Consider the following 13493-nt stretch of genomic DNA (forward strand, 5'->3'; position numbering starts at 1 on the left):
TCATGTTTACAAACTTTATGCTGACAGATAATACTCATTAGAAATGCCAAGACTATTTTCATATTGTATTCCCTTTGACGATGGGGCAGCTCCAAATCCATTTTGGGGCATTTGCACGCTTACCATTTGCAAACCTGCAATTCGTAGAAATGCAAAAAAAGGAGATTGGGTTGTTGGGACAGGTTCGGCACAATTCAGGTTTGAGAACAAAGTAGTTTATGCGATGGAAATAACAGAAATTTTGACAATGCAACAGTATGACACTTATTGTAAAGCTGAGCTGCGAAAGAAAATTCCTAATTGGCGAGGAAAAAGTTACAAAGACAGAGTTGGTGATTGCATTTATGACTTTTCAGTTGACCCAGCAAAAATTTTAAAGAGCGTTCATAACGAAGACAATCGACAAAGAGATTTAGGCGGACAATTTGCTTTGCTGTCTGACCATTTTTATTATTTTGGAGACAAACCTGAACCTTTACCAGAATATCTATTACCAATTGTTCGACAAGGGCAAGGACATAAATCAACAGCAAACCAACCATATTTTCATGACTTTGTAGATTGGATTTTGACACAAGTAAAAGCAAAAAATAAAGTTTATTCAGAACCAAAGGACAGGCACTTATTTAGGTTAGACAGCGACCACATAAGCAAGTGTGCAGTTCGTGATAAACAACAAGATGACTTAGACGAAGAACTTGCAGACGAATAAAGCAACCGAACAACATTCCCTTATGACAACAAACCATCAATATTTAGACAAGTATCCAATTTCGGCAGATAGCGAAAAATTAATTGTTGGAACAATTCATCCACACGACCATCATAATTTCAAAGTTCCTTTTTTCTATGGGAACAAATTGAGTATTTGGACAATTTTGAATGAAGCGTTCGACAATGAAATCGGACAAGAAATTAACCTTGACGGCATAATTAAGTTTTTAGAACAACACAAAATTTCTGTGAGTGACACCATTATTAAATGCGACCGAAAAAATCCAACTGCTTTAGACAAAGACCTAATTCCATTGACATTAAACACTAGACTTATTGACCAAATCAAAAACTCATACATCGAAGAAATATTTTTCACTAGTGGTTTTCAGAAAAATAATGCTTTCAAATTATTTTACGTTGACATTTTAGGTTTAAAAATTACGCCAGAAATCAGAGAGGCCAGACAAACAATTCTTGATCAAAGCGTTTTCGGCAGACCTATTAAATTGACAGTTCTTTATTCGCCGTCAGGTTCATCTAATGTACCTCTTTCTACAAGTAAAATTTATTTAGAAAACAAGCACAAATATTCAAACTCTGCTAGACCTGTATACGACTTTAAAGTGGAGTACTATCGTAATAATTTTATTTCTTAACTATGATTGAAAAAAAGACCAGAACTAAAATTCCAAAGGAAAATAAAATCAGAGCTGAACTGCAAAAAGAAATTGGCTCAATATGTCCATTTTGTGAGAATACAGAAGTTGGACACTTTGAAATTCATCACATTGATGAAGACCCGTCAAATAATGATACGGGCAACTTGCTTTTGCTTTGTCCAATTTGCCATTCCAAAATCACAAAGGGTGACATTGGACAGTTTGAAACTTTAAAAAAGAAGATATCTCTATTAAAAAATCCTGTTACAACAAAACTATCAACTGGTAAAGTTGTAAATTTTAATTCCAAAGTTGGCAATGCTATTGTTGGCGACAATAACAAAATTTCGATAAGGCAAACCAAGCCAGTTAAACAAAAATATCCAGTGGGCTGTATTGGGTTTGACACTATAAAAGGAAACTACGTTGCTCATTTAATTAAACGTTACAATGAATATAAAGAGTATGAAGTAGGAAAAGGACAAGTAAATTATGCAGTATTTTCTTCGCACTTAAAAAAGCAGTACAAAATTGGTCCGACAAGAACTTTGTACAACTTGCCTATTAGCAAATTTGATGAACTTGTAGACTATATTCACTCAAGAATAAACGCAACTAAACTTGCAAAAGTTAAAGGGTCTGGACACAAAAATTATTCAACATTTTACGAATACGTAGAAGAATTCAGTTGACAAAAAGATTAATGCACAATATTGATACTTCTACAAGGCTATAACGACACATTTTAATGACAAAAATAAAACTTGGATTAGAGGGGGATTCTTCGTCTGTATATGATCTTATAGAAATATTAGACATTAAAGGATGTGACGGAAATCTTATCTATGAAATCCATAATCAATCTGATATAAAAGGACACGAACCTTTTGACGTATTTATTAAAAGAAGTAAGCCTTTTTATAAGGCATTTATAAATCCAAGATTCGTTGATTTGTGGGCTTCTGAAAATATAAGTTATGCTGCTAAGGTTGACAATCTTTGGTATTTCGCCTCTGATGTAGGTTCTAATACTTATCTTGAGGGTGGTCCAACAAGTGTATTAAATATTCGAGAATACTGTTTTAAAAAGTCGATTAAAATATTATACGTTGAAGATTCTTTAGATCAATGGGTTAAAAATTTATTTAATGATGAATTAAACGAAGTACAAAGAGGGGAAGAGAAAATAATGCCAAGTCAGAGCACTTCTACGAAATTAAATATCACAAAAAAGTACAAAAAAAGCAGGGCAAAATCACAGTCGTACAAAGAAGCTAACCGTATCATAAAAAAGTGTGGAGAAGGAGTTTCACGAATTACTGAAATAGCAGAAAAACTTTCGGAGACAAATTATAGAGACCTTTTTCTTGCTGCATTTCAGACACACAATAATTATATCTTAGAGGCAGAAGCTACTAATAGAAAAGGAAGAACAGATTTAAAAATACACGACAAAGAATTGGATATTCCCTACATATATGAGTTTAAAATTCATAATACAAATTATGATATAGAACAAGGACTTAGTCAAATTACCAAACAATATGCAACATCTGCAAATCGAACAAATGGATTAGTTCTAATAAACAAAAAGCAAAGTGATCTTTCATTAGTAATGACTACAATTGAAAAATTATTAAAAAAGACAGAATTGAAAATTGATAAAGTTGCACCAGATTTAAATGAGCATCTTTTTGTAGTAAAGCATAAACACCACCTCGATAAAACAATTAATTGCATCTTGACAATATTTCTATTCGATATACAACAAGCTATTGTTTAGACAAAAAAACTGCAAAAAAGTAGAGCTAAAATGATGATTGACAAGGAGCCAAACTTTCAACATGAACTGTGTAAAATCAAATAAAATCAACTCACCTACTTACACAAACCACCACCATCACCATCCACATAAACCCCACCCAACTTTCCTTCAAATCCTTGATACCCCTAAGCCTGTGCTTCTTAACGGTATGGATGGATATATCCAAATGCTCGGCCACTTTGTTGCTATCCCAACCTTCTACATAAATCAACTGCATTACGTTACGCCTTTCAATAGGCAGGTTTTCCAAAGCTGCGTATAGACTACGCAACACTTCTGCTCGAACCATTTCCAACAATACAAAACCTTCTGTTTCCTGTTGTAAAGTATAAGTAAGCCCATTAAGTTTTTGATTATCCCTGCGGCGTTTTTTAATATGGTCAAGGCAGGCGTTTTTAACAGTTATGTACAATACCGCTTTAATGTTTTTGTACTGGCTAAAATCGGGTTCTTTTTGCCATAGTTTTATAAACACTTCCTCAACAATATCTTCAGCTTCCGTTCTGTCCTGCACCAATTTTTCAGCAAAAAAACATAAGGCTGCATGGTATTGATAAAACACCGATTTAAGTGAAACCTCGTTAAGTGCCTCTTTCGATAATTTTACAATATCAACGCTTCTTTTAATCATGCAAATCTGCTAATTGTGGCCACTAAGATAAAACTTTCGAATCAAAGTTTATAACTACTAAATAAAAGTATATAAATAACCAATCGTAGTATTTGATTTATATTACTAAACATGCTGCTAATTTTTGTCGTTTAATTACTCTAAAATGGCAAAAAAGACGAAAAGTGAGGTATTACATGAATTTTATGAAACCGAGGAAGGACTTCATAAAATCAATACTATTAGAACAGGTTTAGCCAATAATACGGTTGAAAGTTTTCCTCAAATATTTGCAACTTTCGCAAAAAGTAATCTTCAAATCCTTTTAGGAATTTCCTTTTATTCATTCTTGAAAAAAATTGAAGACCCAGGAAAGTTCACATTGAATGAGATTGAATTCATGAGTGAATTATTTAAAGTAGATTTTGACATAATGATGGGGTTTGTTCATAAAACAATGCTTGCTGCTAAAAAGCAAACTAAACGCATACCTTCTAAGAAGAAACAATGATAATCATACAACTAATATGAATCTTCCTTTAAAATTATCATTATTCCGAGAATACCGTAATTGGACACCAGAAGATATTGCAAAGGAATTGTCGATGAACGTTGATGAGTACAATAAACTAGAAAAAGGGAAAACAAAACTAAACGGCATTATTGCACAGCAGCTCTCAGATTTATACCGTGTGCCAGTTGAGTTTTTTATGATTGATGATACCCCCAATTATTATCAGGCTGATGTGATGTACACCAATTGCAGTTTTAGCGGTGGGGGCAGCAATGGTTATATCAACCATCAATACAACGACCGTGGCATTGATGAAATCATTGCTTCCAAAAACAGCGAAATAAAAACCTTGAAACAGCAGGTTGAAACTGTGCAGCAACAGAACAATAAGTTTATTGAGCTACTGGGTAAAAACGTTTAGGCTTACTTTGGTTTATATTTTTGCTACAGGCTTCCCCTTCAAACTCTCGTTTACCAAAAGCCCCAAGAAGCTTGCAAAAGGTGCTATATTTTGATGTACGCTTGCCTCTTCTAACGCAGCCATATACGCATCTCTTTGTTCTACAGGTACCACGGTCCAAGGATAGCCACCAGATGCCAGCATTGCATTCATTAAAAAACGCCCCATTCTGCCATTACCATCCATATATGGATGGATGAACACAAAAATAAAATGCCCCAATACTGTTCGCACAGAAGCTTCAGGTTCTTGTTTAATCATTTCAAACAATACTGGCATGGCATCACGCACCGCTTCTTTGTTTAGCGGCACATGCTTAGATTGGCTGATATATACCTGATGGCTTCTGTAACCTGCCAAATCCGATGCCTTTAAAAGCCCGGCAGAAACACTTGGCCCAAACATTTCCCTATACCATTCCTCATGATCTGCATCCACTATATCACCAGCATTCCCACCGTCTAATATACGTTCAATACTTTTTTCAACTGCCCTAAATGCTTCCAAATACCCCTTGGCAGCCATGGCATCTCTTTGCTTCCTGTCCTGCTTATTATCTGCAAGGTTCCAGGTACCGTTCCTTACCCTTTCTATCAACTCTGGTGTTACCTTGTATTTTTCTATTGAGAGTGAGTGGTAGGCATCTGTTACAAAAACTGCATCTACCTCTTTCATATAGGCTGCCCTATCTGCTGGCATACCTGGTGCTTTCGGAAAATTGCCAATCACTGTATCACGCATTTGTTGCCACATCAGCCTTATACGGTTGGCATAAGGCGAATGGTCACGGCCAGATAATGGCACTGGTAGTTTGCTGTCAAATGGGTCTATTTCACGTACCTTAAAATCTGCTTTTTCCATTGTCTTCAATATGGTATCAGCAATACGGTTCTGGCCAATATTACGAAAAGCACCTGCCATACGGCCAGCCACAACACTTTGTCCACCATCCAGCAATGGGGTCAGCATCTCTGAAGCATCCCTAACCATAAAAAGTGCAGTTCTCGTATCTATAGGATTTTGTGTAAACGTGTTTGGCGAAGCCTGTATGAGGGCATAGGGAAGCGAAAGCAGCCTTATACCATTGCTTTCTACCATTTCAGCACCAGCAGGCAACGATGCTTTTATATGAAACAGGGAAGTGCCAAAAGGAAGGTCTGTTTTAAAGTTGGTAGCAGAAGGCGATTTTACAATCAATTGTTGTGGCACCGTCCAATTGCCACCATGTATAAGCAATGACTGCTCTGGCGATATGCACCATTCCTTCCCATATTTATCCTCTAAGTGCTGGGCACAGAAATCCCAATAAGATGTGTACCAAGAAGTGCTGTCACCTTTAGCCTCATTGGGCGGGGCTGCCATATACCAGCCTTTATATACTTCTTTTATAAACCCATTATCTACAAGGCGTTCCCTAATGGTACGTGACAGTTCAGCAGCCTTAATAGCCACTATACCTTTATCCTGTAATTGCTTTAGCACATCCAGTGCTGCTGCTAATTTTTCTGCAGGTGTTGCCATATTGGTACAATTTTACTTTGTACCAAAATTAGGAAATAATGTTGCACTAAAATTAGGGAATAATGCTGTACTAGAATTAGGAAGTAGTGCTTATATTGAGATTATAAGGATTGTAACATGTTCAAAAATTCAACTATGAAGTAAAGGTCGGTGAAAAGGTCGGGGATGGGTTGGCGAAAAGGTCGGTGGAATCTTAAAGAAGAATAAAGGATTATTTAAAAATAATCACTAACAAATGTTCAGAGAAACATTGTCAAGCATCATTGTATTTCATGAAGCAATAGGTTGAAAAGATAATTTTGGGAATAGCCAATAAAAAAAGGTTGTCTATCCTGCCAATTTACCACCCAATACTTTTACCAATTCCATCAATTCAGCGTTCTGTTTTATTAGGATTGTATTTTGTTCTTTTAGGACTGCCACTTCACCACCATGATAATTAGAAGTATTTTCGCCAAAATATCCATTATTGCTATTACTGTTTTCATTAACCTGCTTAAACGTAATCACAGGTGTAGATTCAGACAATAAATTGGCAATACTCACTTTATATAAGTCAGATAGTTTCTGTGCCTGTTCTGCTGTTATTTTAGATGGGTTTTGTTCCAGCCTTGCATAGGTTGGTTGGCTAATACCCAAAATGTCTTCTGCTACAAAATCTTGTGAATAGTCATTTACCTCACGCAATATTTTTAATGTACTGGTTGCCATAGTTGGTTTGAATTAATTATTCAAAAAGCAGGGTTGATTATTCATTTACTTTCCCTTTTATACACACGAAGATAAACAACTTTGTTTTTCAGGCAGTTCCTTCCTTTCCTGTGTTGCAATAGTGGTTAATTTTTTCACCTTTTATCATTAACCACATGAAATTTTCATTTATTCTACTGGCCTCATTGGGGCTAAGCTGCTATGCTTATAGCCAAGGAAAAGCAACAACTATTAAACCCCTAAACATAGGTGAAAAAGTACCAGACATACAATTCAGTATGGTAAACTATCCATCCAAAACAGCCAAGCTATCAGACTTTGCAAACAAGTTAGTGATATTGGATTTTTGGGCCACATGGTGTACGGGTTGTTTGCACAGTTTCCCTAAAATGGATTCTCTGCAACAACAATATCCCAATCAATTGCAGGTACTATTGGTAAACACAAAAAGTACAAACGATGACGAACTAAAAGTCAAGAACCTGTTCAGCAGGCTGAAAACCAATAACAAGCAGTCCTACAACTTGCCATCCACCATTAAGGATACCATAGCAGACAAGTATTTCAGGCACAAATCATTGCCACACTATGTATGGCTGTTCAATGGAAAAATAAAGGCTTTTACATCATCGGAACAGGTAACCAGCAAAAATATTGAAGCAGTGCTTGCAGAGCTGCCAGTGGCATTCCGCATGAAGATTGACGACTATGATTACAACAACAAAGAACCACTGTTCTTAAATGGCAATGGTGGCAATGGTAATAATATTTTATACCGCAGCATGATAACAAGCTATACCGATGGGTTGCCTGTTACTTCCAGCAAAAGTGAAACCAATGATAAATTGGTAACAAGGTTTACGATGATTAATAGTCCTATAATACGGTTGTACCAAAAAGCGTATCAAAAAAGTGTTACAAAAAGCAGGTTATTATTGGAAGTAAAAGATGCTGCCAAATTGGTCAATAATGGGGATTGGGACAGTTGGAAATACGACAATACCTATTGTTATGAAATCATTACACCTGCCATGTCTATGGACAAAGTATATGCGAGGATGCGTAATGACTTGTCCAATTTTTTTGGCTATACAGCAGCCATTGAAAAGCGGAAAGTCAAATGCTTTGTCCTACGGTTTAATGGCATTACAAATGCACAAGCTATTACGGATAGGAAGCCTAGCAGCAACTTTGGCAGGAAGGAAGCACTAACCTATATGCACAACCAAAAAGTAGCAATGCTTGCAGATTATTTAGATGAACTGTTATCAATTCCTGTATTGGACGAAAGCAATTACAAACTACCTGTTGATATGGAATTCAATAACGACATGAAGAATATACAAACATTGCAGCGAACACTAAAAACCAATGGCTTTGATTTAGTAGAAACAGAAAGGGAAATGGAAATGTTTGTGTTAAAGGAACAAGATAAAAGTGTAAACTAGCAGTATAAATATGGCACTTCAATTTACTATAACCCCCAAGTATAGTTGTGAGTATTCAAAGAAAGAATCCCTGGCGTTGCTGGGGATTTTTAGTTCTACCTTATTATAAAAAGACACTTCAATATTCCTCTTCACATTTCTCATTCCATTGTTCACATAAAATTTTTTATCATCAAAAATGCCCCTTCTAATTTAACAGAATTAAATCAGGACTTGCATAAACAACAGTACAAGTATTGCTTTTTTAAAGCCTGATTAATGTAGCCCAACCCCTTAAATTTTTAACAATCAAATTAGTAAGGGTATGCCACATAAGTACACGTTAGAATGGATAGACTTGGTAATCACAGTAACGCTAAATCCTAAGAAAACGGATGTGTCTGAAATTACAGATACACAGATAGAAGCCATCCTATCAAGGGTTACTGACGAAAAAGAAAAATTGGAATCACAACTAAAGCATCAAGTGTTTGGGCTTACCAAACAAAAGCAAATTGAGTTATTGATAAAGCAGTACCACTCTGCTTTAATTGTGCTATTGGATCAGGCATTTGAAAACCAAAACAATTGCCCAGCAAAAAACCAAGCCCTTAAAAATTTAAACAAAGCTTTGATTAGTTGCCTTGACGAATTGCTGTCTTTTATTGAGGTCAGGTTCAACCAATATTTGAGTTTGGAACAACGTGTACCTGTTACCTATCTTTTGGTATCAAAAAAAGAGCTGCAAAAAAAGCTGAATAAGCTGAAAGAAACATTAGTAGAAAAGGTAAACGACCAACAGTTTATAGACATTGTTTTAGACCCATTATACGCATTTATCAACGACCTGAAAGAAAACCATGAAGTAAGTTTTAAGGAACTCTTGTATCAAAAAGAACTATTAAAAGAGTTGGAAATATTGGAAGATCCTGAAAAGGAAACAGGTATTTACACGGCATTAAACGAACTGCTCATTTATTTGAATTTCAATAGCAAAGCCTACATGGATTATTTCACAAAAAAGCTTGCAGAAAAAATAAACAGCAAAGAAATAATTGCTGAGAAAATGGATGAACTGCTGATACATTATAAAGCCTTCAATCAGTTACACCGCAAGCCCGGTATTGTTTTAAATCCACAGTATGCAGATTTGAAAACGGCATTAGGCAAATGGTTCAAGCATGAATTGTTCTATTTGGAAAAGAAACGGCATCTATCTATTGTACCAATGGATGAAAATGCAGCACCTGTAACTACCAAAGACATTAAAAAGCACAAAATATTAAGTATGCTATCCGTGGACCAAATGGCATTGATACTACGTTCGGCAGATGATTTAAAAATACTGATAGCCCGTTCCATGAACGCTATTTTTAAAACCATTGTCCCACATTTATCTACCCCTAATCAAGTAGATCTTTCTTACGACAGTATGCGTAGCAAATCCTATTCAGCAGAAACAAGGGATAAGGAAATTGTCATTGACACATTGCAACAAATGATTCATAAAATACAGGAATACTAACAGTTCAACAACCATTATTAATTAATCAAAAAATTTATAACCATGAAAAAAGTAGCATCAATTTTATTACTGCCTTGCTTATTAATAGTAGGTTGCAGCTCTAAAAAGTTAGACCAGAAAACAGTTGTAGAAATCATCAAAAAAGAACTCGGTTATCCTAAAATATTGGATTACGACATTTACTGCAGTGACCCAAAACATGCCGATAAACTGTTAGATGCAGGATTGGAAAAGGATGGGTTTGTAACAATTCAACAGAAACAAAAATTGGTTGAAGTTGGCAAACCGCTTATAAGTTTCACAGAAAAGGCAAAACCTTACTTATTAGCAACTTCTGAAAAAGATAAGTCTATTGAAATTCAAAAAGTAAAGCTTGCGGATGTAGATGTTGCAGAAATCATTACTATAGAAGAAGGTGAGGATGGCAAAATCGCACTTGTAGAATTTACGACTGCTTATAAAAAGGTCAGTCCATTTGCAACATTGCTGAACATTGATTTTAAGATTCCAAAGAAGCATATCATCTACCTTTCATTGCATGATAATCAATGGCACATTGAGAAGAAAGCCGACTAAAATTTCAGCAACAAAAGCATATTGCCACGCTAACAAATAGTAGCAGCGTCTTTCACCAAGGCCTCTCAGGCTGCTGGGTCAAGTGCAAGCATGGAACAAAGCCCAGTAGCATGAGTGGACGCAAACATTGTGCAGCATACTGACTGCGGCCTTTTTTATTTGTATAGATAATGTTGTCGCAGTGGGTATACTGTAACTGAAAAGCATATCAGCATTTGAAGGTATTTTATAGCTGTATGATACGTTTTAAAGACTCGATTATTGAATAATTTTTAAGCAGGCATTATTTCGCCAGAAAACATATCTATTTGAAAGTACATTTTATATTGTTTACTATACTTCATTTGGAATTCTAAGAGGTTACTGCTTTCTAGCATTATGCGATATGCCTGCTCAATATACAAGTCGAGATGTTCGCTAGCTATTGTTGAAAGATATTGAAATAGCTTATGTTCTCTCACGCCAGGTATCTCAGTCCAAGTATTTTTTCTTCTTAGTTCGTTGAATACTTTCATTGGAAAACGTCCATAAACAAATTGAATTGTGAACGTTTTTGCACAATCAGGCTTTTTGTAAACATCCATTACTTCCTTTTGCAATCCGTTTATTCTTGCAATTTGGTAATAAAAGTCTTTAAAAAATCTAGACTGATACTGAACCAAGTTTTCTGAAATATATTCTTGTAAGGTAAATTCCTTTCCACCAAATAGTTTAATTTTCAGCGATAACCTATCTAAGTATTCATCCTCACCTTTATTTTGGATAAATAATTCTGGTGAATTTAAAAGCCTGTTCTTAAGCTCTAAGTCTTCGTCTTTCCTGATTAATACCCTCTTATTAGTGGGGTTAGCGTTGAAATTATTTTTTTCTTCCTGTTCCATGCTTAATTGGTTTTAAATATGTTGCTTTTGTAAAAGAGTGCAAAATCTGAAGCTGGCGATTTATGAGATAAATCGTTGCTCATTTTTTTGATTAAAGTGTTTATTGGAGGTCTAATTAGTTTCTCAAACTTGGCCCATAAATTAGTTTCATCTGTGCTTTTGTTATAAGCATAATTTGCATAAACAATACTTGGGTGTACGTGATTATCTAAAGCAAATTCCTTTATAAACATCGGTTGAGAAATTCTGTTCTCAATTAAATCAATCTTATGCTTTGGGAATAAGTATTCACGGGCAAACTCATTTGCTTCATCCTCTTTCTGTTGCAACACAAAAAGGTCGTTTTCTTCATCTGATAAATGATAGCGTTTTTTTAATATCTCATCCCAGTCAAACAAAACATGAAACAATTCATGCAGCAAAGCAAACCATAATGTAGGATAAGACCCTCTATAATCAGTAAGAACAATACAAGGCTTTTCGTTTACTGCAAATGTTGCCCCTCGCATCTGTAAAGAAGGTGTTTTAGGCTGTAAAATCACTGTTATACCTAAATCGTACAAGGAATTTGTAACGTTCATTAAACCATTATCTATGTCAATTGAATGCCATCGTATTTTAGGAAAGTAATCAACCAATGCTTGTTTTTCATAGCGGTGTGGATTATTAATCAATTGAAAAATTAAACGAGATTTACTTTTGAAGTATTTTCTGGATTTATCATTCTTAGGTTTTATATTGGTACTACTAAGTGCCGCACCAGTTTCCTCTACATTATAGTCAGTAATTGTTTTCAGTCCAAATATTAAATTTAATTGTTGCTCAATGTGTTCAAAGTCTCGTATTGAATTAATTACACCAATATTTTTTAAAACTGGCAAGTCAAAATTATTTAGAATAAATGTTCTCTTTTTTGCTTCTTCTAAATCCTTTTTGTGTTTTTCAGATACAAATTTTGTATATAATTCAACAATTTCATTTTGAGGAATTTCGAGAAAATAACCAATCTTTAGAAGTGATAAAAGGTCAAAACGTACTAAATTTCCATCCAAAATACCATTAAGAGTTCTGTACTCTATTGCTAAATTTTCAACAGCTTGGTTTTCGCTTATGCCTAATTCTAATAATCGGTTTTCAAAAGCTGCCCTTAAATATAAAGAAGCGTTACTTTCATTTACATCCCAAACACTGTTGATTAGCCTATTTATTTCATCATTATTAAAGTCTGTATTTTCGGTCATCTTAAAAGTCCTGTATTTTTACAGAACAAATATATTCATACAAAAATTTAAAACGACCTTATTTGTATATAAGTCCTGTAATTGTGCGTAACTTTTTTAAAAATGTGCATTAACGTCTGTGTAATTAATTGAAATAATTATTCAGAAAAGATACGATTAGATATTTTCATTGTACTATCTCGTAAAAACTAAGAAACCCCGAATAATCGGGGCTTCTTTCAAATAGGCACTTGTCATTTCTTCCACCGCTTCACCACATGCTGTAAGCAAAGCGAAATATCAATTTATCTTAACGCCTTCGCCAACAATGCTAATGCGATAGCTAATGCTGCTGCAATCGCTATAGCATTAATAATTTCAGCACTCTTGCCATACACGGTCATACAGTTTTTCTGGAAACAAACTGTAGCCTTTTCATTTTGTTTATACTGTGTAATACTTTGCATAAATTAAAATTCAAGTTGTTAAAAAAGGGTGGCAACGCTAAGCCGTGCCACCTTCGGCATACATTCCTTAGTTACCTTTTTTAGTAACGCCTTTAAAAGGCTTCAAGTCGTGCTTTACATCAATAATAAGGTTGGTAGTAGTATCCACTTTCACCCAACGATTGTTTTGTGGGTTGTGATACTGCACCCTGTCGGTAACAGCCCCATTACGATGTCCATCACCAACTTTTCCGTTCTTGGCCATGATATTTGTAATTTGTTGCGAACGAAATATTCAATACTCAGGCTTTCGCTCATTTCGCCCCAGGGCAAACGCATCTAAATTTCTTTAAAGAGTATATTTTCTAAGAACTTATCGTTTAATATACACATCATCCTTT

Annotated in this window: 16 protein-coding genes; 9 read left to right on the forward strand and 7 right to left on the reverse strand. The window is 35.0% G+C overall.

The features are described from left to right. The first annotated feature begins 43 nt into the window (after positions 1–43). The 4 genes from ACT9TX_RS15290 to ACT9TX_RS15305 are packed head-to-tail and all read left to right on the forward strand — an operon-like array spanning position 44 to position 3159. Positions 44–712: an Nmad2 family putative nucleotide modification protein gene (locus ACT9TX_RS15290; RefSeq protein WP_481339567.1), complete on the forward strand. Its 669-nt coding sequence runs from the start codon at positions 44–46 to the stop codon at positions 710–712. Positions 713–734: 22 nt separating this feature from the next. Beyond that, positions 735–1373 carry a hypothetical protein gene (locus ACT9TX_RS15295; protein WP_481339569.1) on the forward strand — a complete coding sequence of 213 codons (639 nt, stop codon included), beginning with the start codon at positions 735–737 and terminating at the stop codon, positions 1371–1373. 2 nt (positions 1374–1375) lie between these two features. Next, a complete protein-coding gene (locus tag ACT9TX_RS15300) occupies positions 1376–2068 on the forward strand; it encodes an HNH endonuclease signature motif containing protein (RefSeq protein ID WP_481339570.1) in 693 nt (230 codons plus the stop codon). Positions 2069–2124: 56 nt separating this feature from the next. Beyond that, on the forward strand, positions 2125–3159 hold the full coding sequence (locus tag ACT9TX_RS15305; RefSeq protein WP_481339571.1) for a PD-(D/E)XK nuclease domain-containing protein: 1035 nt from the start codon (positions 2125–2127) through the stop codon (positions 3157–3159). Positions 3160–3250: 91 nt separating this feature from the next. Here ACT9TX_RS15305 and ACT9TX_RS15310 read toward each other — a convergent pair whose 3' ends face one another. Continuing rightward, complete coding sequence (locus tag ACT9TX_RS15310) at positions 3251–3832, reverse strand: RNA polymerase sigma factor (RefSeq protein WP_481339573.1); 582 nt, start codon at positions 3830–3832, stop codon at positions 3251–3253. 145 nt (positions 3833–3977) lie between these two features. On the opposite strand from ACT9TX_RS15310, the gene ACT9TX_RS15315 reads away from it, so the two are divergent. Beyond that, positions 3978–4322, forward strand: coding sequence for a hypothetical protein (locus ACT9TX_RS15315; RefSeq protein ID WP_481339574.1), 345 nt, complete (start codon positions 3978–3980; stop codon positions 4320–4322). Between the two features lie 16 nt (positions 4323–4338). Continuing rightward, a complete protein-coding gene (locus tag ACT9TX_RS15320; protein ID WP_481339576.1) occupies positions 4339–4746 on the forward strand; it encodes a helix-turn-helix domain-containing protein in 408 nt (135 codons plus the stop codon). A 12-nt stretch (positions 4747–4758) separates the two neighbouring features. On the opposite strand, the gene ACT9TX_RS15325 is transcribed toward ACT9TX_RS15320, so the two are convergent. After that, positions 4759–6306: a Fic family protein gene (locus tag ACT9TX_RS15325; RefSeq protein WP_481339578.1), complete on the reverse strand. Its 1548-nt coding sequence runs from the start codon at positions 6304–6306 to the stop codon at positions 4759–4761. A 327-nt stretch (positions 6307–6633) separates the two neighbouring features. Then, positions 6634–7017, reverse strand: a complete 384-nt coding sequence (locus tag ACT9TX_RS15330; protein WP_481339580.1) for a helix-turn-helix domain-containing protein — start codon at positions 7015–7017, stop codon at positions 6634–6636. Between the two features lie 155 nt (positions 7018–7172). Between ACT9TX_RS15330 and ACT9TX_RS15335 the strand changes: the two genes are divergently transcribed. From ACT9TX_RS15335 to ACT9TX_RS15345, 3 genes are all read left to right on the forward strand, one after another. Then, positions 7173–8465, forward strand: coding sequence for a TlpA family protein disulfide reductase (locus tag ACT9TX_RS15335; protein WP_481339582.1), 1293 nt, complete (start codon positions 7173–7175; stop codon positions 8463–8465). Between the two features lie 304 nt (positions 8466–8769). After that, positions 8770–9969, forward strand: a complete 1200-nt coding sequence (locus tag ACT9TX_RS15340) for a hypothetical protein (RefSeq protein WP_481339584.1) — start codon at positions 8770–8772, stop codon at positions 9967–9969. Between the two features lie 42 nt (positions 9970–10011). After that, positions 10012–10545 (forward strand): hypothetical protein, encoded by a 534-nt coding sequence (locus ACT9TX_RS15345; protein ID WP_481339586.1) that lies wholly within the window; start codon positions 10012–10014, stop codon positions 10543–10545. Positions 10546–10817: 272 nt separating this feature from the next. Here ACT9TX_RS15345 and ACT9TX_RS15350 read toward each other — a convergent pair whose 3' ends face one another. The 4 genes from ACT9TX_RS15350 to ACT9TX_RS15365 form a co-directional block, all read right to left on the reverse strand. Continuing rightward, positions 10818–11426, reverse strand: a complete 609-nt coding sequence (locus tag ACT9TX_RS15350; protein ID WP_481339588.1) for a P63C domain-containing protein — start codon at positions 11424–11426, stop codon at positions 10818–10820. A 2-nt stretch (positions 11427–11428) separates the two neighbouring features. Continuing rightward, a complete protein-coding gene (locus ACT9TX_RS15355; protein ID WP_481339590.1) occupies positions 11429–12667 on the reverse strand; it encodes an ImmA/IrrE family metallo-endopeptidase in 1239 nt (412 codons plus the stop codon). Positions 12668–12951: 284 nt separating this feature from the next. Further along, positions 12952–13113, reverse strand: a complete 162-nt coding sequence (locus ACT9TX_RS15360; protein WP_481339592.1) for a hypothetical protein — start codon at positions 13111–13113, stop codon at positions 12952–12954. 67 nt (positions 13114–13180) lie between these two features. After that, positions 13181–13357, reverse strand: coding sequence for a hypothetical protein (locus tag ACT9TX_RS15365; RefSeq protein ID WP_481339594.1), 177 nt, complete (start codon positions 13355–13357; stop codon positions 13181–13183). Positions 13358–13493 lie beyond the last annotated feature (136 nt).

The sequence above is a fragment of the Parasediminibacterium sp. HNIBRBA5674 genome (assembly GCF_056745525.1).